The sequence below is a fragment of the Streptomyces sp. NPDC054757 genome, assembly GCF_053612185.1.
Genome location: NZ_JBSHBW010000007.1, coordinates 100,748 through 118,288, shown reverse-complemented (window position 1 = coordinate 118,288; position 17,541 = coordinate 100,748). Strand labels below are relative to the sequence as shown.

Genomic DNA, 17,541 nt, shown 5'->3' with positions numbered 1-17,541 from the left:
AGAAGCCCGTCGGGCACGGCCCCGGAAGGGTTCGGGGGCCCGTACAGCAGATCTAGGCGAGCCGCGGCTTCCGGGACGCGCCCACCGCGACCGCGGTCAGGAGTACGAAGGCGCCGCCGAGCCACAGCACACCGGAGGTGGAGCCGTCCACGACGAGGCCTCCTGTCAGGGCCCCGAGCGCGATCGACAGGTTGAACATCAGGACGAAGAGGGACGAGGCGGCTTCGTTCGCGTCCGGGGCGGCCTTGAGCATCCAGGTCTGCAGGCTCACCGAGACTCCGCCGTACCCGAGGCCCCAGACCACCAGCAGGACGACTCCGCCGATGCGGCCGGTGCCGAGTACGGGAATCAGCGCCATCGCGGCCGCCAGCACGATCGCGATGGTGAAGAGGGTCCGCCGGACATGGGTCGCGGCCCGTGAACCGGCCACGAAGTTGCCGACGATGCCCGCCACTCCGTAGACGAGCAGCAGCGAGCTGATCAGGTGGGAGTCGAATCCGGAGATGTCCTGGAGGACCGGGCGGACGAATGTGTACGCGATGAAGTGCCCGGTGATCCTCATATTCTGGATAGTAAATATCGAGGATATGAGAAGGCAACCCCAACGGACCTGCCCCCAACCGAGGTTGACGGCGTGCGGCAACCGGAGGGCGGAACGGCACAGGAGGGGGCGGTGCCCGGGGGCTCAGATGTCGCCGTACGCCTCGGCGCCCAGTTCCAGGGTCGCCGCGCCCGCCGTGCTGTCGGCGAGCCAGGCCCGGAAGTCGTCGGCCTCGGCGTCCGGCAGGGCGACCTCGATCGTCACCGCCTCCGCGTAGCGGACCTCCCGCACGGCGCGGCCGGTGGCCCGCAGGTCGTTCTCCAGCTTGCCCGCGCGCTGGTGGTCGACGGTGACCGTGGCCAGCCGGTAGCGCTGTCTGACGACGGTCCCCACTTCGTCCAGGGCCTCCCCGACGGCTCCGCCGTAGGCCCGGATCAGACCGCCCGCTCCCAGCTTCACACCGCCGTAGTAGCGGGTGACGACAGCGATGGCGTACCGCACCTCGCGCCGCAGCAGCATCTGGAGCATCGGCACACCGGCGGTGCCTCCGGGCTCGCCGTCGTCGCCGGCCTTCTGCACGGAGGCGTCGGCGCCGATGACGTACGCGAAGCAGTGATGGGAAGCGCCGGGGTGCTCCTTGCGGACCCGTACGAGGAAGGCCTGGGCCTCCTCCTCGGTCGCGGCGGGCGCCAGTGCGCAGATGAAGCGCGATCGGTTGATCTCGGTCTCGTGCTCGCCCGCGCGGGCGAGCGTCCGGTACTGCTCCTGCATCGGCCCAGCCTATGCGGCCGGGCGGGAACAGTCCCGGCGGGTACACCGTTGTCCGGGCATGTACGCAGACAGGGACACCATCCGCAAGATCCTCACCGCGACCGGCGACACCTGGGCGGTGGTGGGTCTGTCGAACAACAGAGGGCGGGCGGCGTACGGCGTGGCCGGCGTGCTCCAGCGCTTCGGCAAGCGTGTCGTACCGGTCCACCCCAAGGCGGAGACGGTCCACGGCGAGCAGGGGTACGCGTCGCTCTCCGACATCCCGTTCCCGGTCGACGTCGTGGACGTCTTCGTCAACAGCGGTCTGGCGGGCCCGGTCGCCGACGAGGCGGTGGCCATCGGCGCCAAGGCCGTCTGGTTCCAGCTCGGGGTGGTGGACGAGGAGGCGTACGGGCGGGTGCGGGCGGCGGGCCGCGACATGGTCATGGACCGGTGCCCGGCCATCGAGATCCCCGCCCTGGGCTGAATCCCCGCCCTGGGCTGATTCGCTGCCCTGGGCTGAATCCCCACCCTGGGCTGACGCGCGGGCGCCGGGACCGGGAGCGGTCCCGGGCGCCTCAGCCGCCCAGGCCCTCGATGAGGACGGCGCCCGGCAGTCCGGCGAAGACCTTTCCCGGCACGATCAGCTTGCCCCGGCGGCTGCCGCTGCCGACCAGCGCCCACTCCAGGTCCGCCACGGCGGAGTCCACCAGCAGCGGCCAGCCCGCCGGCAGCCCGACCGGGGTGATCCCGCCGTACTCCATACCGGTCTCGCCGGTGGCCGTGTCCACGGGCGCGAAGGACGCCTTGCGCGCGCCGAGTTGCCTGCGGACGGCGCCGTTGACATCGAGGCGGCTGCGGGAGAGCACCAGACAGGCGGCGAGTGAGGTCTCCCCGCCGCGCTTGCCCGCGACGATGACGCAGTTCGCCGACACATCCATCAGCTCGGGCCCGTAGTGCGCCACGAACGCGGCCGTGTCGGCGATCTCCGGATCGCTGTCCACGTAGATCAGCTCCTGGGCGGGGACGTCCCCCTGCCAGTGCCGCACCGCTTCAGCGACCGGGGCGGTGAGCAGGTCCAGGCAGTCCTGGGCGTGGCGGACATCGTCGAACGTACCGATGGGAGCGCGCATACGCTTCACGCTAACAGCCGCCCCGCACACCCCGGCCGACAGCCACCGGGGCCCTCAGGGGCGCTGCCGGCCGACCGGCGGGATGGAGACCGCCATCGTCATCTCGACCGTCTCGGTGCCCTCGTTGCGGTAGGCGTGCGCCACGCCGGCCTCGAAGGTCGCCGAGGTCCCGGCCGGTACGGAGTGCGCCACCCCGTCGGCGACCAGGGTGAGTTCACCGGAGGTGACATGCAGCAGCTCCACCGTCCCCGGCGGGTGCGCGTCCGATGTGCTGCCGTCACCGGGCATCAGCCGCCAGGACCACAGCTCCAGCGGCCCACGCGTCTCGTTGCCCACCAGCAGGACCGTATGGCTGCCCGCGTCGGTCCCCCACATCCGGACCGCCTGGTCGGCGGGGACGATCCTGACCTGCGGCCCCTGCTCGTAGTCGAGGAGCGTGGTGATGCTGACCCCGAGGGCGTCCGCGAGCTTGACCGTGGTGCCGACACTGGGGTTCGTCCGGGCCTGTTCGATCTGGATGATCATTCCCCGGCTGACCCCCGCCCGCGCGGCCAGTGCGTCGAGCGTGAAACCCCGCTCACCGCGCCAGCGCTTGAGATTCCGGGCGAGCGACTGGGTGAGCTGATCGAAGTCCGACACGTTCCGTCCATTATCCTGGATGACAGGGTTGAATATTCTGCACTACCGTGTGGTGTACCCACCGATCCACCACACTGTACTGCGAGGTCCCGATGACTGCCCTCTTCGCCCTGGCCACCAGCCTGCTCTGGGGGCTGGCCGACTTCGGCGGCGGGCTCCTCACCCGGCGGACACCCGCCCTGACGGTGGTCGTCGTCTCCCAGGCGGCAGCCGTGGTGGTGCTCGGCTCGGTCGTGGCGGCCACCGGCGGCTGGAGCGAGGCCGGACCCCGGCTCTGGTTCGCCGTGGCGGCCGGCGTGGTGGGCCCGGTGGCGATGCTCAGCTTCTACCAGGCGCTCGCGCTCGGGCCGATGGGCGTGGTGTCACCGCTCGGCTCGCTCGGAGTCGTCGTCCCGGTCGGCGTCGGACTGGCGCTCGGGGAGCGCCCCGGCATACCGCAGTTCGCCGGGATCGCGGTGGCGGTCGCGGGCGTGGTGCTGGCGGGCGGACCCGAGCTGCGGGGGGCGCCGGTGCAGCGGCGGGCGGTCGCGCTGACGCTGGTCGCGGCTGTGGGGTTCGGCGCGGTGATGTCCCTGATCTCGGAGGCGTCCACCACCCTCACCGGCCTCTTCCTCGCCCTGTTCGTGCAGCGCGTCGCCAATGTGGTCGTCGGCGGGACGGCCCTGTACGTATCGGTGCGGCGCGGGGGCCGGGCGCTGCCCGAGGAGGGCGGGGCGGGGCTGGTCCTGCGGTCGCTTCCGGCGCTCGCCTTCGTCGGTCTCGCCGATGTGGCGGCCAACGGCACTTACTCGCTCGCCGCCCACGCGGGCCCGGTCACCGTCGCCGCGGTCCTGGCCTCCCTCTACCCGGTGGTCACGGCGCTCGCCGCACGCACCGTCCTCAATGAGCGGCTGCGGGCGGTGCAGGCCGCAGGCGCTGGGCTGGCACTGGTCGGAACGGTCCTGCTCGCGACCGGCTGACCTGCGGACCAGCGGGACGAGTCGGCGCCCGGCGCGGAACCGGTCAGGCGGTGCCGGGCTCCAGACCCTCCAGGGCCAGCAGCTGCTCCGGTGTGACGCCTTCCGGGATGGGCACGGGGGCGGGCGTACGCAGCGGGGGCTGCCACCCCTTCTCCGCGTCCCAGCGCCGTACGACCCGGGCGGGCGCCCCGGCCACCACCGCGTGGTCGGGCACCTCGCCACGTACGACCGCACCGGCCGCGACCACGACATTGCGGCCGAGCCGAGCCCCCGGCAGGACGACGGCGCCGGTCCCCAGCCAGCACCCGGGGCCGATCACGACGGGCTCCATCCGCGGCCACTGCTTGCCTATGGGCTCGTGCGGATCGTCGTAACTGTGGTTCGTGGACGTGATGTAGACGTACGGGCCGCAGTAGGTGTCCGAGCCGACGGTGACCCTGGTGTCGGCGATGACATGGCTGCCGCGGCCGAGCACCACACCGTCGCCCAGCGTCAGGATCGGCTCGGGGCCGAGGTCGAGGCCGGGCATCATCCCCGCGGTGAGCGTGACCTGTTCACCGATGACGCAGTGGTCGCCCAGCTCGATCCAGGGCTCGCCGAAGACGGCTCCCTGCGGAAAGGCGAGCCTCGTACCGGTGCCGATCCGGCGGAAGCGCAGCCTCCCCGGCCGCTCCGCCGTCACCGCGCCCGCCCGCTGCGCCCACTGCCATCCGGCGTGCAGCGCACGGGAGGTCAGCGATGAGAACGTGTTTCTGTTCCGGGCCACCCCCACACCGTACTCAGCGCCTCCGGCACCGATCAGAGGGGCGGGCTGTGATCTTCGACCCACCGTCGCTTACGGTTCCGGAGGGCACGGCGCGCACCATACGGAGCAACCCCCGGGTCCCGCGGAAGCGGATGCGGCGCGGGAAGCGATGCGGGGAGCAAGGAGACAGCAGTGGCGGAGCAGTCCTTGATCAGTGGTGTCGGCGGCCGGGAGCCTGCGGTCGACCCGCGGTCCTTCACGGCCCCGACGTCCGTCGTCGTCGGCGACGTGACACTCGCCGCCGGTTCCAGCGTCTGGTACCACACGGTGCTGCGGGCCGACTGCGGGCCGATCGTGGTCGGCGCCGACAGCAACATCCAGGACAACTGCACGGTGCATGTCGACCCCGGGTTCCCGGTCACGGTCGGCGAGCGGGTGTCCGTCGGCCACAACGCCGTACTGCACGGGTGCACGGTCGAGGACGACGTACTCGTCGGCATGGGCGCCACGGTCCTCAACGGCGCGCACATCGGGGCCGGTTCGCTGATCGCGGCCCAGGCGCTCGTCCCGCAGGGCATGCGGGTGCCGCCCGGCTCGCTGGTGGCCGGGGTCCCGGCCAAGGTCAAGCGCGAGCTGACCGACGAGGAGCGCGAGGGCATCAAGCTCAACGCGGCGATGTATCTGGAGCTGGTGAAGGGCCACCGGGAAGTCGGCTGAGCCCGTCCCGCCCGATGGCTCGTCCGATGGCGGGGCCGCGCCGCCCGGGGCTAGCCTGAAGGCGCGCCCGCGCCGTGCGCGGGTGATCTGCGACCGGGAGACGGATGTCCATGGGTGCGGACCGCACAGCGGATCAGCCGGCCGGGCCGGGTCCCGGCGGCGGGCCGCTGCTGCCCGCACCCCGGCGTCCCCGGCGCCACGGCCCGTTCCTCGGCCCGTGGCCGGTGCTGGCGGCGGTGTCCCTCGGCGGCGTCTGCGGAGCCTCGGCGCGGTACGGTGCCGCGCTGCTCTGGCCCACGGCGGCCGGGACCTTCCCCTGGACGACCCTGCTGGTGAACGTCGTGGGGTGCGCGGTGATCGGGGTGTTCATGGTGGTGATCACCGATGTGTGGGCGGCGCACCGGCTGGTGCGTCCGTTCTTCGGCACCGGGGTGCTCGGCGGATTCACCACGTTCTCCACCTACGCGGTGGACATCCAGCGACTGGTGGACGGCGGCCATGCCCGTACCGGTCTGGCATATCTCGTACTGACACTGGTAGCGGCCCTCGCGGCCGTGTGGAGCACGGTGTGGCTGACACGCCGCGCCGTCGCGTGGAGGCAGACATGACCGGTCCGAGCGGCACGGCGGCTCTGCGGGCGACCATCTTCGTCGGGGAGTCCGACCTCTGGCACCACAAGCCGGTGTACTCGGAGATCGTGCACCGGGCCCACCGTGCGGGGCTGGCGGGCGCGAGCGCCTTCCGGGGCATCGAGGGCTTCGGCTCGTCGTCCATGATCCATACGCAGCGGCTGCTGTCGCTCAGCGAGGATCTGCCGGTGGCCGTGGTGATCGTGGACACCGCCGACCGGATCCGGGCGTTCCTGCCCCAGCTCGACGAGCTGATCACCGAAGGGGCGGTGGTTCTCGACGACTGCGAGGTCATCCACTACCCGGACCCGCCACCGGACCGCTGAGCCGCCGGCCTCCGGCCGCGCTGGTGCCGGTGGACGGTGCTGGTGGCCGGTGGCCGGTGGGCTCAGTCGGCGGGTACGGAGTCCGGCGTCTCGGCGGCCGCTTCGGCCTTCGCGTGCGCCTTCTTCGCCCGGTTCTTGATGACGAGCATCGAGGCCACCCCGAGTACGGCGGCCACGGCGAGGCCCGCGTACGAGAAGTTCTTGAACCACGACTCCGCGACCACGCCCACGTAGTAGACGGCCGCCGTCGTACCGCCGGCCCAGAGGATGCCGCCGAGCATGTTGGCGATGAGGAACTTCCAGTACGGCATGTGCAGTACGCCCGCCAGCGGCCCGGCGAAGATGCGCAGCAGGGCGATGAAACGGCCGAAGAACACCGCCCACATGCCCCACTTCTCGAAGGACCGCTCCGCCATGGCGATGTTGGCCCCGCTGAAGTGTCCGGGGAATTTGCGGCCGAGCCAGGCGATCAGCGGGCGTCCGCCCTTGCGCCCGATCGCGTATCCGATGGAGTCGCCGACGACCGCGCCCGCCGAGGCGCAGATGCCCAGGACGAGCGGGTCTATGTGGCCCTGCTGGGAGGCCAGCAGGGCGGCGCTGACCAGAACGATCTCCCCCGGCAGCGGGATCCCGAGGCTCTCCACCCCGATGACCACCGCGACCAGGAGATAGATGCTGATCGCCGGAATCGTCTCCAGCCATGCCTGGATGTGCAACGCCGGCCCCTGCCCTTCGAAGTACCCGTGTCTGCGGGGGGCGCGCCCCCCGCGCCGCCTGCGGGAAGCCTACCCGTTCGGCCGGCGTGGCCGCCGACGGCGGAAGCCGGGGCTGACGGGGGCCGGCCGGGACACCGGCCGACCGCCGCCCGTCGGCAGCCAGGGCTCAAGCAGCAAGCAGCCAGGATTCACAGGAGTCAGGAGAACCAGTCAGGAGAACCAGTCAGGAGTCCGGGGAAGCCGTCGGGACTCCGGAGAGTCACCGGTCACACGTCACACGTCCCCGGTCACGAGTTCGGACGCAGCGTCCACACCACCGTCATCTCACCGGTGACCGCCTCGTCCGCGCGCCGGATGGCGATGTGGACCGGGAACTCGGGCCGCTCCCCCGCGTCCAGCTCCGCCACCACATCGGCCACCGGCCGGCCCAGGGTGGCGGTCGCGGTGACGTCGCCCATCGCGAGCTTCTTGTAGTCGATCTCGGCGCGGACCGCGAGCGGTACGGCGCGCTTCATCTGTTCGCCGAACGCGGCGATGACGATCGCACCGCTCGCCGACTCCGCGAGCGTGAACATCGCACCCGCGTGCGGCCCGCCGACGTGGTTGTGGAAGCCGGCCTGGTCCGGCAGACGGACGACAGCCCGCTCCGGCGTCGTCTCCAGGAAGTCGAGGTTGAGGGTCCTGGCCATGGGCACCGTGGCAGCGAGCAGTTCGCCTGCCGACATCTGATCTGCGGTCATGACACCGGAGGTTACCCGTCGGTAGCTCCCCTTGGCCATCCCCGGCCGGGGGCGCCCGTAGCGACGTGCCCCTGTCACCTCTATGGTTACTCGCCATGTGGCCAGGACAGCAGCCGCCCGGGGGCGAGCAGAACCCGCAGGACCAGAACCCGAATCCCTATCAGCAGCCGGGGTACCAGCAGCCGAACCCTTACCAGCAGGGTCAACCTCAGCCAGAACCTCCGCAGCAGGGAGCACCGCAGGGTTACCAGCAGCCCAATCCGTATCAGCAGCCGACGGCTCCGCAGTACGCGGTGGGAACGCCCGGCGCACCCCGCTCGCCCGAGGACAGGAAGAAGACGACGGTCATCGCGATCGTCTCCGCGACGGCCGTCGTCGCCGCCGCGGTGATCACCGGTGTGGTCGTGTTCAAGGACGACGGCGGCAAGGGCGGCACGGTCCAGGCCGGCGAGAAGTCCCCGTCCGCCTCCGCGTCCAAGGACCGCCAGAGCCCCCCGCCCGCCGACAACCCGCGGGCGGGCGGCGAAGCCGTCAAGCCGGTCGTCGCCGGGTGGAAGGTGGTCGTGAACCCGAAGTGGGGCACGGCCTTCGATGTGCCGCCCGACTGGGAAGTGGCGTCGTCCGGCACCTTCAGCGGCTTCGAGGACGACAAGGGCAAGACCCTGATCGGCCACTCGGCGCCCGCGTTCTACAAGTCCAAGTGGTGCACGGACGACTCCGACAAGGACGGCTACACCGAGGACACCGGGCTCGGCGGGGCGGGGACCAAGGGCGCGGACGGGGCCAAGAACACCCAGCAGGTCGCCGAGAACCAGGTGCCCTGGTGGGTCTACGGCGCCTACACCCAGCCGAACGAGAAACTGGTGAAGACCTCCAAGTCGAAGCCGTACACCACCAAGTCCGGGGTCAAGGGCAGCCTCGCCCGCGCCTGGGCGACCGGTGTGCCGAAGAAGTCCAAGTGCACCACGGACGGCCAGGCCATCACCTTCGGCTTCAAGAACACCAAGGACGACTTCGTGGCGTTCTCCCTGTACAACAGCACCGGCGTTCCCGGGGCGCTCCCGCAGGCGACGGTCGACAAGATCCTCAGCACGGTGCGGCTGGCGGGCGAGCCCACCGGCGCGAGCGACGACTGAGGCCCGGCGCCCGACGGGATCCGGCCCGCCACGTCCGATTGCTCCCGGTTGCCGCAGGACAGGCGCCGGGCGGGCGTTTGGCAGGGAGGGGCGGCGGCAGCGATAGTCCCTGAGTGACGTCTCCCGCTGCCGCCCCTTCCCCCATACGCCGCCCCGCGTGGGCCGGGCGCAACTACACCCTGCTCACAGCGGCCGCCGTGGTGACCAGCCTCGGCAGCAACGGAGCCCTGATCGCCTCGGCGTTCGCCGTCCTCGACACGGGTGGCGACAGCAGCGACGTGGGGCTGCTCGCCGCGGCCCGTACGCTGCCGCTCGTTCTCTTCCTGCTGATCGGCGGAGCGCTGGCCGACCGGCTGCCGCGCCACCGTGTGATGGTCGCGGCCAACGCCCTGAACTGCGTGTCCCAGGCCGCCTTCGCCGTCCTGGTCCTGACAGGTCACCCGCCGCTCTGGCAGATGATGGTGCTCACCGCGCTGTGCGGTACGGGTCAGGCGTTCTTCTCGCCCGCCTCCGAAGGCATGCTGCTCTCCAGCGTCCAGGGCGACGAGGCGGGCCGCGCCTTCGCGTTCTACCGGATGGCCATGCAGGGCGCGGGGATCGGCGGCGCCGCGCTGGGCGGCGCGCTGATCGCCGCGATCGGGCCGGGCTGGGTGCTCGCCGTCGACGCGGCGGCCTTCGCCGTCGCGGGATCGCTCCGGGCCTTCCTCGATGTCAGCCATATCGCGCCGCGTGCGCCGGGCGGCGGGATGCTGGCCGATCTGCGGGAGGGCTGGCGCGAGGTCATCGGGCGGCCCTGGCTGTGGAGCGTCATCGTGCAGTTCGCCGTGGTCAACGCGGTCATCGGCGCGGCGGAGGCGGTCTACGGGCCGCTGGTCGCCCGGGACTCGCTCGGCGGCGCCGGCCCCTGGGGCCTTTCGCTCGCGGCCTTCGGCGCGGGCACGGTGGGCGGGGCGCTGATCATGACGCGGTGGAAACCGCGGCGGCTGCTGCTGACCGGGACGCTCTGTGTCTTCCCGCTCGCACTGCCCTCGGCCGCGCTGGCCGTGCCGGTGCCGTTGGCCGCGCTGGTGGGGGTGATGTTCTTCAGCGGCGTGCTGGTCGAGACGTTCGGTGTCTCCTGGATGACGGCGCTGCACCAGGAGATCCCCGAGGACAAGTTCTCCCGGGTCTCCTCCTACGACTGGCTCGGCTCACTCGCGATGCTGCCGCTCGCCACGGCGCTCGCGGGCCCGGCGGAGCAGGCGTTCGGGAGGACCGCGTCGCTGTGGGGGTGCGCGGGCCTCGTCGCGCTGCTGACGGCCGCGGTGCTGTGCGTCCCGGACGTACGGAATCTGACGCGCCGGACCGCCGCGGACCGGGCGGCCGGGGGCCAGGAAGCGGGGAGCCAGGAAACCGCGGACCCGACCGCCGCCGAATGGACACCGGCGGACCGGACGGTCGCAGGACCCGCCGTACAGCCGACGCCCGGCGCCGGGCCCTCACCCGATACGGAAAGCCCCTTCGGGCGGCTCGGGTGAGGCGACCGCCTCCGCGTCCGTGACCGGCCTGGCGCCGCCGGTGAACCGGTCCAGCGACGCACCGTGCTCGACCCGGGCCGGAAAGGCGTCCGATGCTGTGCGCCGGCTCAGTCCCGCGGTGTCCAAGCAGGTGTGCGAGGCGACCAGGACCGCGTTGCCGAAGCGCCGCCCGCGCAGTACGGACGGCTCAGCGATGAGCGCGACCTCGACGAACACCGCGCGGAACGCGGCGAGTTGGGTCCGCAGAAAGCCGAACGGCGCACCGTCGGCAAGGTTCGCCGCGTAGACCCCGTCACCGCGCAGCACCCGGGCCGCCGACCGCGCGTACTCGGCCGATGTCAGGTGGGCGGGCACCCTCGAACCGCCGAAGACGTCCGCGATCAGCACATCGGCTGAGGCCGGGGGACGGCCGTCCAGCCAGGCCCGCGCGTCCATGGGGTGCACGGTGATGCCCGAGCCGTGCGGCAGCGGCAGTGCCTCGGCGACCAGAGAGAGCAGCCCCCGGTCCGCCTCCACCACCTCCTGCCGCGAACCCGGCCTGCGCGCCGCCACATAGCGGGGCAGTGTGAGAGCGCCCCCGCCGAGGTGCACGACGTCGAGCGGCTCCCCGGGGCCGGCCGCGCAGTCCACGACGTGGCCGAGTCTGCGCGCGTACTCGAATTCCAGATGCTCCGGATCGTCCAGATCCACGTACGACTGCGGGGCCCCGTCGACCGTGAGCAGCCAGGCGCGCTCCCGGTCGACGTCGGGCAGCAGTCTCGCGGTGCCCTGGTCCACGTCCCGGATCACCGGTATCGCCTCGTTCACCGTCCCATTGTGCCGTCCCCGCCGGTCCGGTGCCCGCCTCCCCGTTTACGTCCGGGAGGCGGGCACCGGGTCCGGCCGGTCAGGCCCCGTCGCCGGTGACCTCGGTGACGGTGCCGGCCCCGACCGTGCGGCCGCCCTCGCGGACGGCGAAGCCGAGACCGGGCTCCAGCGGTACGTCACGGCCGAGCGAGACGGTCATCGTGACCGTCTCACCGGGACGGGCCACCGAGAGCCCGCCGAGGTCGACATCGCCGACCACGTCCGCGGTACGGATGTAGAACTGCGGCCGGTACCCGGTCGAGACCGGGGTGGTCCGGCCGCCCTCGGCCGCCGACAGGACGTACACCCGCGCGGTGAACCGGCGGCGCGGTGTGACGCTGTCCGGGGCGGCCACCACGTCGCCACGGCGTACCGCGTCCCGTGGCACCCCGCGCAGCAGCAGCGCCACGTTGTCCCCCGCCTCGGCCTCCGACATCGGCTTGCCGAAGGTCTCAAGGCCGGTGACGACCGTGCCGTCCGGGCCCGCGTCGGCGCCCAGCAGCTGAACCCGGTCGCCGACCCGGATCCTGCCGCGCTCGACGGCACCGGTGACGACCGTGCCGCGGCCGGTGATGGTCAGCACGTTCTCAACCGGCAGCAGGAAGGGCGCGTCGGTGTACCGCTCGGGCATCGGGACATAGGTGTCCACCGCGTCGAGCAGCGCCTCGACCGAAGCGGTCCAGCGCGGGTCGCCCTCCAGCGCCCGCAGCCCCGACACCCGTACGACGGGGGCCGCGTCCCCGCCGTACCCGTGGGCGGAGAGCAGTTCCCTGACCTCCAGCTCGACCAGGTCGGTCAGCTCGTCGTCCCCGGCGTCCGCCTTGTTGAGCGCGACGACGATGTGGTCGACGCCGACCTGACGGGCCAGCAGTACGTGCTCGGCGGTCTGCGGCATGATCCCGTCGAGCGCGGAGACGACGAGGATCGCCCCGTCCAGCTGGGCGGCGCCTGTGACCATGTTCTTGATGTAGTCCGCGTGGCCCGGCATGTCGACATGGGCGTAGTGACGGGTGTCGGTCTCGTACTCCACGTGCGCGATGTTGATGGTGATGCCACGCCGTGCCTCCTCCGGGGCCCGGTCGATCCGGTCGGAGGAGACGAAGGAGGTGCCGCTGTCCGCGCGGTCGCTGAGCACCTTGGTGATGGCGGCGGTCAGGGTGGTCTTGCCGTGGTCGACATGGCCCATGGTGCCGATGTTGAGGTGGGGCTTGGTGCGCACGTATGCCGTCTTGGGCATGGCCTGTTCTTCCTCAGGATCTCGAAGCGTGGGACCCCCGGGTCCGGCCGACCCTCCCCCTGCGGGGTCCGCCGGACGATCCGGGAAGGGTCAGCTTCGGGCGCCGCCGAGGGTGGCGGCGGCAACGGCCTTGCCGTGCTTGGCCGTTGCCGGCGGAGCGAGGAGACCGGCAGCCTTCGGCGCGTCCGCGACTGCGGACGGCGCTGCGGGCAAGGCGTACCGGAACATGGTGCTGATCCTGCCCCGGGTCCGCCCGCCCGTCGACCGGTTTTCCGCCCGTGCGCGGCGCCGTGACGGTCCGCCGGGCGCTCCGGGGCGGGTCGGGGGTCGGCTCCCGGGCCTGAGCATTACGGCGATCACACGCGGGGTCGGTTAGTCTCCCGGGATGCTGGAGCCCGCTGCCCGCCCCACCGCCGGCCTGACCGCGCGCTGCGTCAGGGCGCTTGCCTCGCCCTGGTCCCGGCTCTCCCTGCTCGTGGTGCTGCTGGTCGCCGCGGCGACGCTGATGCTCCTCTTCCAGCCGCAGCGGCTGCTCGCCGCCGGCTGGCCTCCGCAGCTCAGCGGTGTCTCGGCCGTGGTGCTTTTCTCCGCCGCGTACGGCGCGTGCACGGCCGCGTTCGTACCCCGGCCGCTGCTGAACCTCGCCGCGGGCGCCCTCTTCGGCAGCCAGGCCGGGCTCGCCGCGGCCGTCGCGGGGACGGTGCTGGGTGCCGGTGTCTCCTTCGGTCTCGGCCGGCTGCTCGGGCAGAGCGCGCTGCGGCCGATGCTGCGGGGGCGCTGGCTGAGGGCGGCCGACGGCCAGCTGAGCAGACACGGCTTCCGCTCGATGCTCGCGCTGCGGCTCTTCCCGGGTGTGCCGTTCGCCGCCGCCAACTACTGCGCTGCGGTGTCCCGGATGGGGTGGCTGCCGTTCCTGCTGGCCACCGGGGCCGGATCGGTGCCGAACACGGCGGCGTACGTGGTGGCGGGCAGCCGGGCATCGTCCCCCACCTCTCCGGTCTTCCTTGCCGCGATGGGGTTCATCGTGGTGTCGGGGGCGGGGGCCGCGTGGATCGCCTGGCGCAAGCGGCACCGGCTGCCCGGTCGCTGACGGCGTACGGGGGCCGCGGGCGCGGCAGTCGGCCGGTGGGGCAGGGGGCGAAATGCCCGCGCGGGCGGCGGCCTCACCGCGTTAGGGGCTGTCCGGCGGATCAGGGCGCAGGTGTCGCCGGTTCCCAATCGGTCCTGGTGAGCGGGGTCTGGTGCGTCCAGCTGCAAGGCGGAGGAGGGCGGCGACGCGGAGCGTCGTCAACCGACGACAACGCCGCAGATGGGCGTGCCAGACCCCGCGTCTGCGGCATGATCCGCCGGACAGCCCCTAGTGTGCTGCTCGTGATGACCGCGCGGGACCTGCTCGATGATCGCCCTGCTGCGCCGGGCGGGCATCGGGGTCTGGCTCGCGGGCGGCTGGGGCATTGACGCCCTGGTGGGCGAACAGACCAGGGAACACCGCGACATCGACCTGCTGCACCGCGCGGAACAGGAGCCGGAGCTGCTGGCGGCGCTGTCGGCGGCCGGTTTCACCGAATCGCTCGACTGGCGCCCGGCCCGCTTCGTGTACACGCACCCCTCGGGGCGCGAAATCGACCTGCACCCCCTGGTGTTCGCCCCGGACGGTTCGGCCGTACAGCAGTCGCTCGATCCGGCGGAGCCGTTCCGCTACCCCGCGGAGTGCTTCGTCTCCGGCAGCGTCGCGGGACGGGCCGTCGACTGCGTCTCCGCCGAGCAGCAGGTGCTCTTCCACCAGGGATACGCTCCGGCCGACCGGGACCGGCACGACATGGCGCAGCTGCGGCGCGTCTTCGGGATCGGCACACCCTGCTGAGGGATCGGCACAACCTGCCTAGCGGGCGGCCGGCTCACCTTTCGGTCTCTTCTCCGGTCCCGGGGCCCAGGTCCTGATCGCGGGGCTGCGGTCCTGACAGGTCGTCGTCCGGTACGGGAGGACCGTCCTCGATATCGCTCCCGGTACCGCCCTCGGACTCTGCCCGGCCGGTACCGGGCGGGGCAGAATCCGGCCTCCGGGACTGTTCCAGCGCCTCCAGACCCGGCAGCGGTATCCCGAGCGAGGACAGGTCCACCTTCGCCGCCTCGACCTCGTCCGCGGAGAGACCCGGTACGGCCGCCTCCACCGCGTCGGCCACCGGAGTGTCGGATGTCTCGGCGGGGGCCTCGCCGGTGTCTGTGGTGGCCCCGTCCGCCGCATCCGCGCCCGGCGCCTGCTGGAAGCGCTGGGCCCGTTCCAGGAACCGGAGCAGCTCCACCGGGAACGGCAGGACCAGCGTGGAGTTCTTCTCGGAAGCGACCTCGGCCACGGTCTGCAGCAGCCGGAGCTGGAGGGCGGCCGGGTGTTTCGACATCACTTCGGCGGCCTGGGCGAGTTTCTTCGATGCCTGGAGCTCGGCGTCCGCGTTGATGACCCGGGCCCGCCGCTCCCGGGCGGCCTCGGCCTGCCGTGCCATCGACCGCTTCATCGTCTCGGGCAGCGACACGTCCTTGATCTCCACCCGGTCGATCTGTACGCCCCAGCCGATCGCCGGGCTGTCGATCATCAGCTCCAGGCCCTGGTTCAGCTTCTCGCGGTTGGACAGCAGATCGTCCAGGTCGCTCTTGCCGATGATCGAGCGCAGCGAGGTCTGTGCCATCTGCGAGACCGCGAACCGGTAGTCCTCGACGGCGATGACCGCGTCAGCCGCGTTGACCACCTTGAAGTAGACGACGGCGTCGACCCGCACCGTCACGTTGTCGCGGGTGATGCCCTCCTGTGCGGGGACCGGCATCGTCACGATCTGCAGATTCACCTTGTGCAGCCGGTCCACCCCCGGGATCACCGTGGTGAAACCCGGCAGCCGTTCCGCCTCGCGCAGTCGGCCGAAGCGCAGCACCACACCGCGTTCGAACTGCTTGACCACACGGGCCGCGGAGAGTCCGTAGACCGCGGCGAGACACACGATCACCACGATCACTGCCACCAGTACTTCCATGACGACTCCCTAGGGCACGAGTCGCTTACGTTTTCCACGATATGCCCCAAATGCCGCACTTGGCGATCGGCGCAGTGCCCTGCCCGCTCTCCAGAGGACCGCGAGCGCGAAGAGCGCCGCCGTGATCAGCAGCCACCGGGTCAGGAACACTCCGCCGGGCAGCCCCGTGGCCCGCCCATAGCGCTCCGGCGGCCCGAGGATGAGGGGGAACCAGACGAGCAGCAACAGCCCGGACAGCGCCGCCGGCACCCTCAGTGTGTTGGTCCAGCCCCGCCGCACCACGCCTGGCAGCGCCCGCAGGACCCGGTCGGCCAGCGAGTACAGCGGGATCAGCACCAGATCCTGGACGAGCGCGGCGCCCACGAACCAGACGACGGTCCCGTACGGGTCGCCGGACAGCAGCCGCATCCCCGCGTACGCCGCCACGGCGAAGGAGGCGAGCAGCACGGCGAGCTGCGGCGGCCTCGCCCCGTACCAGCGCTCGAACCGCCGCATCACAGCTCCCCGAAGGACAGTGAGGCCACCCATTTGGTGTTGAGCACACCGGGAGCGGCCGGGACGATGATCCGGGCCGGGTAGCCGTGGTCGGGCGAGAGGTCGGCGCCGTTGACTCGCAGCGCCAGCAGCGACCGCGGATCGCCGACCTGGTTGTCCCGCAGCGCCGCCTCCCGGAAGGAACCGTGCTGCTGAAGGGAGCGTACGAGCACTCCCGGCGGCCCGTCGGCGCCCACCAGGGCGGCCAGGTCCCGCAGCCGTACGCCGCGCCAGTCCTGGTCCGGTGTCGACCAGCCCTCCACACAGGCGATGGGGAGGTGCGCGCCGTGTTGCGGGAGGCGCAGCAGTTCCTCGCGCGTCAGCCGCACCGAACCTCCGGGACCCCGTACCTCAAGGCGCCAGCTGTCACCGGTGTCCCGGGACCTGATGCCGGCCGGCGCCGTGGTCTTGTTGATCTGGAAGCCGTTCGGGCCGGGCCCGGGCTCCGCGCCCCCGTGCGGCGCGAGCAGGGTCACCCGGCGCAGCGGCCCGCCGGTGCTCTGGCCCGCCGTCACCACGAGCAGCAGGAGTGATCCGCCGCCGACCAGCCCGATCAGCCCGCGCCGGGAGAGCGTCATCGGGGCGGGACGGGGCGTGACCAGGCCGGATCCGTCGGGCGGCTCCTGCTGACCGGCCGCCGGGTCCCGCAGCGGTGCCCGCAGCCCCCTCTCACGCAGGACCCGGACCGCCGCGGGAAGGCGGAGGGCCACATGTGCGGCGAAGGCTCCGGTGAACACCCAAGCCCCGTAGAAGTGCAGCGTGTAGAACGACCCGGGGAAGAGGTAGTCGAGCTGGATGTTGAGCAGCCCGGTGGCGAACTCGAAGAGCACCCCGCCGACCAGCAGCAGCAGCGAGACCCGTTCGAGGGCGTGGGCCACCGACCGGGCCGGCGGCAGCGCGAAGAGCTTCGGCACGACGGACCAGAGTTTGGCCAGCAGCACCGGCACGAGCACGACGCCGAGGGTCACGTGCGTCCCCTGCGTGAGGCGGTAGAGCCAGTGCGGCCGGGTGGGCCACGCGAAGAGGTAGAAGCCGAGCAGCCCCTTGCCCGGGGTCTTGTCGTTGACCGCGGCCAGATCCGGGTTGTAGGCGGCGTAGGAGAGCAGGCCCGTCACGACCAGCACGGTGATACCGGCCAGCAGGACCAGGCCGAGCAGCGCCGTCAGCCAGGGGCCGCGCAGCGGACTGCGCCAGAACCCGGGCGCGGTGGGCGAGATGATCTGCGGGGCGTTCTGCTTGGCACGCATGGCACTTCCCGGACGGCTCCGGCGGTGGTCGTCCACGGCCGCGCTCCGACGTTAGGCCGCAGAACCGGCCGTGCGAGGCCCGGAACCGATGACGAAACTCTGACGT

21 protein-coding genes are annotated in these 17,541 nt (G+C 72.0%); 9 read left to right on the top strand and 12 right to left on the bottom strand.

Going from position 1 to position 17,541, the window contains the following annotated elements:
• Nucleotides 1-52: 52 nt before the first annotated feature.
• Together ACWGKJ_RS12270 and ACWGKJ_RS12265 are read right to left on the bottom strand one after the other, a co-directional pair.
• Nucleotides 53-562 carry an MFS transporter gene (locus ACWGKJ_RS12270; protein ID WP_385019236.1) on the bottom strand — a complete coding sequence of 170 codons (510 nt, stop codon included), beginning with the start codon at nt 560-562 and terminating at the stop codon, nt 53-55.
• Between the two features lie 123 nt (nt 563-685).
• A complete protein-coding gene (locus ACWGKJ_RS12265; RefSeq protein ID WP_385019238.1) occupies nt 686-1,312 on the bottom strand; it encodes a YigZ family protein in 627 nt (208 codons plus the stop codon).
• A gap of 58 nt (nt 1,313-1,370) precedes the next feature.
• On the opposite strand from ACWGKJ_RS12265, the gene ACWGKJ_RS12260 reads away from it, so the two are divergent.
• Nucleotides 1,371-1,778, top strand: coding sequence for a CoA-binding protein (locus ACWGKJ_RS12260; RefSeq protein WP_385019240.1), 408 nt, complete (start codon nt 1,371-1,373; stop codon nt 1,776-1,778).
• 91 nt (nt 1,779-1,869) lie between these two features.
• On the opposite strand, the gene ACWGKJ_RS12255 is transcribed toward ACWGKJ_RS12260, so the two are convergent.
• Together ACWGKJ_RS12255 and ACWGKJ_RS12250 are read right to left on the bottom strand one after the other, a co-directional pair.
• Nucleotides 1,870-2,424: a YbaK/EbsC family protein gene (locus ACWGKJ_RS12255; RefSeq protein ID WP_385019242.1), complete on the bottom strand. Its 555-nt coding sequence runs from the start codon at nt 2,422-2,424 to the stop codon at nt 1,870-1,872.
• Nucleotides 2,425-2,478: 54 nt separating this feature from the next.
• Nucleotides 2,479-3,063, bottom strand: a complete 585-nt coding sequence (locus tag ACWGKJ_RS12250) for a helix-turn-helix domain-containing protein (protein WP_385019244.1) — start codon at nt 3,061-3,063, stop codon at nt 2,479-2,481.
• Between the two features lie 92 nt (nt 3,064-3,155).
• Here ACWGKJ_RS12250 and ACWGKJ_RS12245 point away from each other — a divergent pair, with 92 nt between their 5' ends.
• Nucleotides 3,156-4,022, top strand: a complete 867-nt coding sequence (locus ACWGKJ_RS12245; protein ID WP_385019246.1) for an EamA family transporter — start codon at nt 3,156-3,158, stop codon at nt 4,020-4,022.
• Between the two features lie 43 nt (nt 4,023-4,065).
• Here the strand turns inward: ACWGKJ_RS12245 and ACWGKJ_RS12240 are convergent, their stop codons facing one another.
• Complete coding sequence (locus ACWGKJ_RS12240) at nt 4,066-4,788, bottom strand: acyltransferase (protein WP_385019248.1); 723 nt, start codon at nt 4,786-4,788, stop codon at nt 4,066-4,068.
• Between the two features lie 171 nt (nt 4,789-4,959).
• Between ACWGKJ_RS12240 and ACWGKJ_RS12235 the strand changes: the two genes are divergently transcribed.
• The 3 genes from ACWGKJ_RS12235 to ACWGKJ_RS12225 all read left to right on the top strand — a co-directional run bounded on the left by ACWGKJ_RS12235 (nt 4,960) and on the right by ACWGKJ_RS12225 (nt 6,439).
• A complete protein-coding gene (locus tag ACWGKJ_RS12235; RefSeq protein ID WP_385019250.1) occupies nt 4,960-5,484 on the top strand; it encodes a gamma carbonic anhydrase family protein in 525 nt (174 codons plus the stop codon).
• A gap of 110 nt (nt 5,485-5,594) precedes the next feature.
• A complete protein-coding gene (crcB, locus tag ACWGKJ_RS12230) occupies nt 5,595-6,092 on the top strand; it encodes a fluoride efflux transporter CrcB (protein WP_385019252.1) in 498 nt (165 codons plus the stop codon).
• Nucleotides 6,089-6,439, top strand: a complete 351-nt coding sequence (locus ACWGKJ_RS12225) for a DUF190 domain-containing protein (protein WP_385019254.1) — start codon at nt 6,089-6,091, stop codon at nt 6,437-6,439. The genes crcB and ACWGKJ_RS12225 overlap by 4 nt, the downstream gene beginning before the upstream one ends.
• Nucleotides 6,440-6,501: 62 nt before the next feature.
• Here the strand turns inward: ACWGKJ_RS12225 and ACWGKJ_RS12220 are convergent, their stop codons facing one another.
• Both ACWGKJ_RS12220 and ACWGKJ_RS12215 read right to left on the bottom strand, forming a co-directional pair.
• Nucleotides 6,502-7,155, bottom strand: a complete 654-nt coding sequence (locus ACWGKJ_RS12220) for a DedA family protein (RefSeq protein WP_385019256.1) — start codon at nt 7,153-7,155, stop codon at nt 6,502-6,504.
• Nucleotides 7,156-7,442: 287 nt separating this feature from the next.
• Nucleotides 7,443-7,880 (bottom strand): DUF4442 domain-containing protein, encoded by a 438-nt coding sequence (locus ACWGKJ_RS12215; RefSeq protein WP_385019270.1) that lies wholly within the window; start codon nt 7,878-7,880, stop codon nt 7,443-7,445.
• A 110-nt stretch (nt 7,881-7,990) separates the two neighbouring features.
• Between ACWGKJ_RS12215 and ACWGKJ_RS12210 the strand changes: the two genes are divergently transcribed.
• The gene (locus ACWGKJ_RS12210; protein WP_385019258.1) at nt 7,991-9,031 is read left to right on the top strand and encodes a hypothetical protein; all 1,041 of its coding nucleotides are present in this window, start codon (nt 7,991-7,993) and stop codon (nt 9,029-9,031) included.
• A gap of 113 nt (nt 9,032-9,144) precedes the next feature.
• On the top strand, nt 9,145-10,548 hold the full coding sequence (locus tag ACWGKJ_RS12205) for an MFS transporter (RefSeq protein ID WP_385019260.1): 1,404 nt from the start codon (nt 9,145-9,147) through the stop codon (nt 10,546-10,548).
• Here the strand turns inward: ACWGKJ_RS12205 and ACWGKJ_RS12200 are convergent.
• Entirely contained in the window at nt 10,510-11,355 is an 846-nt protein-coding gene (locus ACWGKJ_RS12200) for a spermidine synthase (protein WP_385019262.1), read from the bottom strand. The genes ACWGKJ_RS12205 and ACWGKJ_RS12200 overlap by 39 nt on opposite strands.
• A 79-nt stretch (nt 11,356-11,434) precedes the next feature.
• The gene (gene tuf / locus ACWGKJ_RS12195; RefSeq protein WP_385023057.1) at nt 11,435-12,631 is read right to left on the bottom strand and encodes an elongation factor Tu; all 1,197 of its coding nucleotides are present in this window, start codon (nt 12,629-12,631) and stop codon (nt 11,435-11,437) included.
• A gap of 385 nt (nt 12,632-13,016) precedes the next feature.
• Here tuf and ACWGKJ_RS12190 point away from each other — a divergent pair, with 385 nt between their 5' ends.
• Both ACWGKJ_RS12190 and ACWGKJ_RS12185 read left to right on the top strand, forming a co-directional pair.
• Nucleotides 13,017-13,721, top strand: a complete 705-nt coding sequence (locus ACWGKJ_RS12190; RefSeq protein ID WP_385023059.1) for a TVP38/TMEM64 family protein — start codon at nt 13,017-13,019, stop codon at nt 13,719-13,721.
• Between the two features lie 306 nt (nt 13,722-14,027).
• On the top strand, nt 14,028-14,495 hold the full coding sequence (locus ACWGKJ_RS12185; protein WP_385023061.1) for a nucleotidyltransferase domain-containing protein: 468 nt from the start codon (nt 14,028-14,030) through the stop codon (nt 14,493-14,495).
• A 34-nt stretch (nt 14,496-14,529) separates the two neighbouring features.
• Here the strand turns inward: ACWGKJ_RS12185 and ACWGKJ_RS12180 are convergent, their stop codons facing one another.
• The 3 genes from ACWGKJ_RS12180 to ACWGKJ_RS12170 are packed head-to-tail and all read right to left on the bottom strand — an operon-like array spanning nt 14,530 to nt 17,435.
• Entirely contained in the window at nt 14,530-15,654 is a 1,125-nt protein-coding gene (locus ACWGKJ_RS12180; protein WP_385023063.1) for a slipin family protein, read from the bottom strand.
• 9 nt (nt 15,655-15,663) lie between these two features.
• The gene (locus tag ACWGKJ_RS12175; protein ID WP_385023065.1) at nt 15,664-16,149 is read right to left on the bottom strand and encodes a hypothetical protein; all 486 of its coding nucleotides are present in this window, start codon (nt 16,147-16,149) and stop codon (nt 15,664-15,666) included.
• Nucleotides 16,149-17,435 carry a molybdopterin-dependent oxidoreductase gene (locus tag ACWGKJ_RS12170; RefSeq protein ID WP_385023067.1) on the bottom strand — a complete coding sequence of 429 codons (1,287 nt, stop codon included), beginning with the start codon at nt 17,433-17,435 and terminating at the stop codon, nt 16,149-16,151. The genes ACWGKJ_RS12175 and ACWGKJ_RS12170 overlap by 1 nt, the downstream gene beginning before the upstream one ends.
• Between the last annotated feature and the right edge of the window lie 106 nt (nt 17,436-17,541).

What these genes read in the sequence shown, in the direction of transcription:
- ACWGKJ_RS12270 (WP_385019236.1), bottom strand. Translation starts at nt 562, where the DNA reads ATGAGGATCACCGGGCACTTCATCGCGTACACATTCGTCCGCCCGGTC.
- ACWGKJ_RS12265 (WP_385019238.1), bottom strand. Translation starts at nt 1,312, where the DNA reads ATGCAGGAGCAGTACCGGACGCTCGCCCGCGCGGGCGAGCACGAGACC.
- ACWGKJ_RS12260 (WP_385019240.1), top strand. Translation starts at nt 1,371, where the DNA reads ATGTACGCAGACAGGGACACCATCCGCAAGATCCTCACCGCGACCGGC.
- ACWGKJ_RS12255 (WP_385019242.1), bottom strand. Translation starts at nt 2,424, where the DNA reads ATGCGCGCTCCCATCGGTACGTTCGACGATGTCCGCCACGCCCAGGAC.
- ACWGKJ_RS12245 (WP_385019246.1), top strand. Translation starts at nt 3,156, where the DNA reads ATGACTGCCCTCTTCGCCCTGGCCACCAGCCTGCTCTGGGGGCTGGCC.
- crcB (WP_385019252.1), top strand. Translation starts at nt 5,595, where the DNA reads ATGGGTGCGGACCGCACAGCGGATCAGCCGGCCGGGCCGGGTCCCGGC.
- ACWGKJ_RS12225 (WP_385019254.1), top strand. Translation starts at nt 6,089, where the DNA reads ATGACCGGTCCGAGCGGCACGGCGGCTCTGCGGGCGACCATCTTCGTC.
- ACWGKJ_RS12215 (WP_385019270.1), bottom strand. Translation starts at nt 7,880, where the DNA reads ATGTCGGCAGGCGAACTGCTCGCTGCCACGGTGCCCATGGCCAGGACC.
- ACWGKJ_RS12210 (WP_385019258.1), top strand. Translation starts at nt 7,991, where the DNA reads ATGTGGCCAGGACAGCAGCCGCCCGGGGGCGAGCAGAACCCGCAGGAC.
- tuf (WP_385023057.1), bottom strand. Translation starts at nt 12,631, where the DNA reads ATGCCCAAGACGGCATACGTGCGCACCAAGCCCCACCTCAACATCGGC.
- ACWGKJ_RS12190 (WP_385023059.1), top strand. Translation starts at nt 13,017, where the DNA reads ATGCTGGAGCCCGCTGCCCGCCCCACCGCCGGCCTGACCGCGCGCTGC.
- ACWGKJ_RS12185 (WP_385023061.1), top strand. Translation starts at nt 14,028, where the DNA reads ATGATCGCCCTGCTGCGCCGGGCGGGCATCGGGGTCTGGCTCGCGGGC.
- ACWGKJ_RS12180 (WP_385023063.1), bottom strand. Translation starts at nt 15,654, where the DNA reads ATGGAAGTACTGGTGGCAGTGATCGTGGTGATCGTGTGTCTCGCCGCG.
- ACWGKJ_RS12175 (WP_385023065.1), bottom strand. Translation starts at nt 16,149, where the DNA reads ATGCGGCGGTTCGAGCGCTGGTACGGGGCGAGGCCGCCGCAGCTCGCC.
- ACWGKJ_RS12170 (WP_385023067.1), bottom strand. Translation starts at nt 17,435, where the DNA reads ATGCGTGCCAAGCAGAACGCCCCGCAGATCATCTCGCCCACCGCGCCC.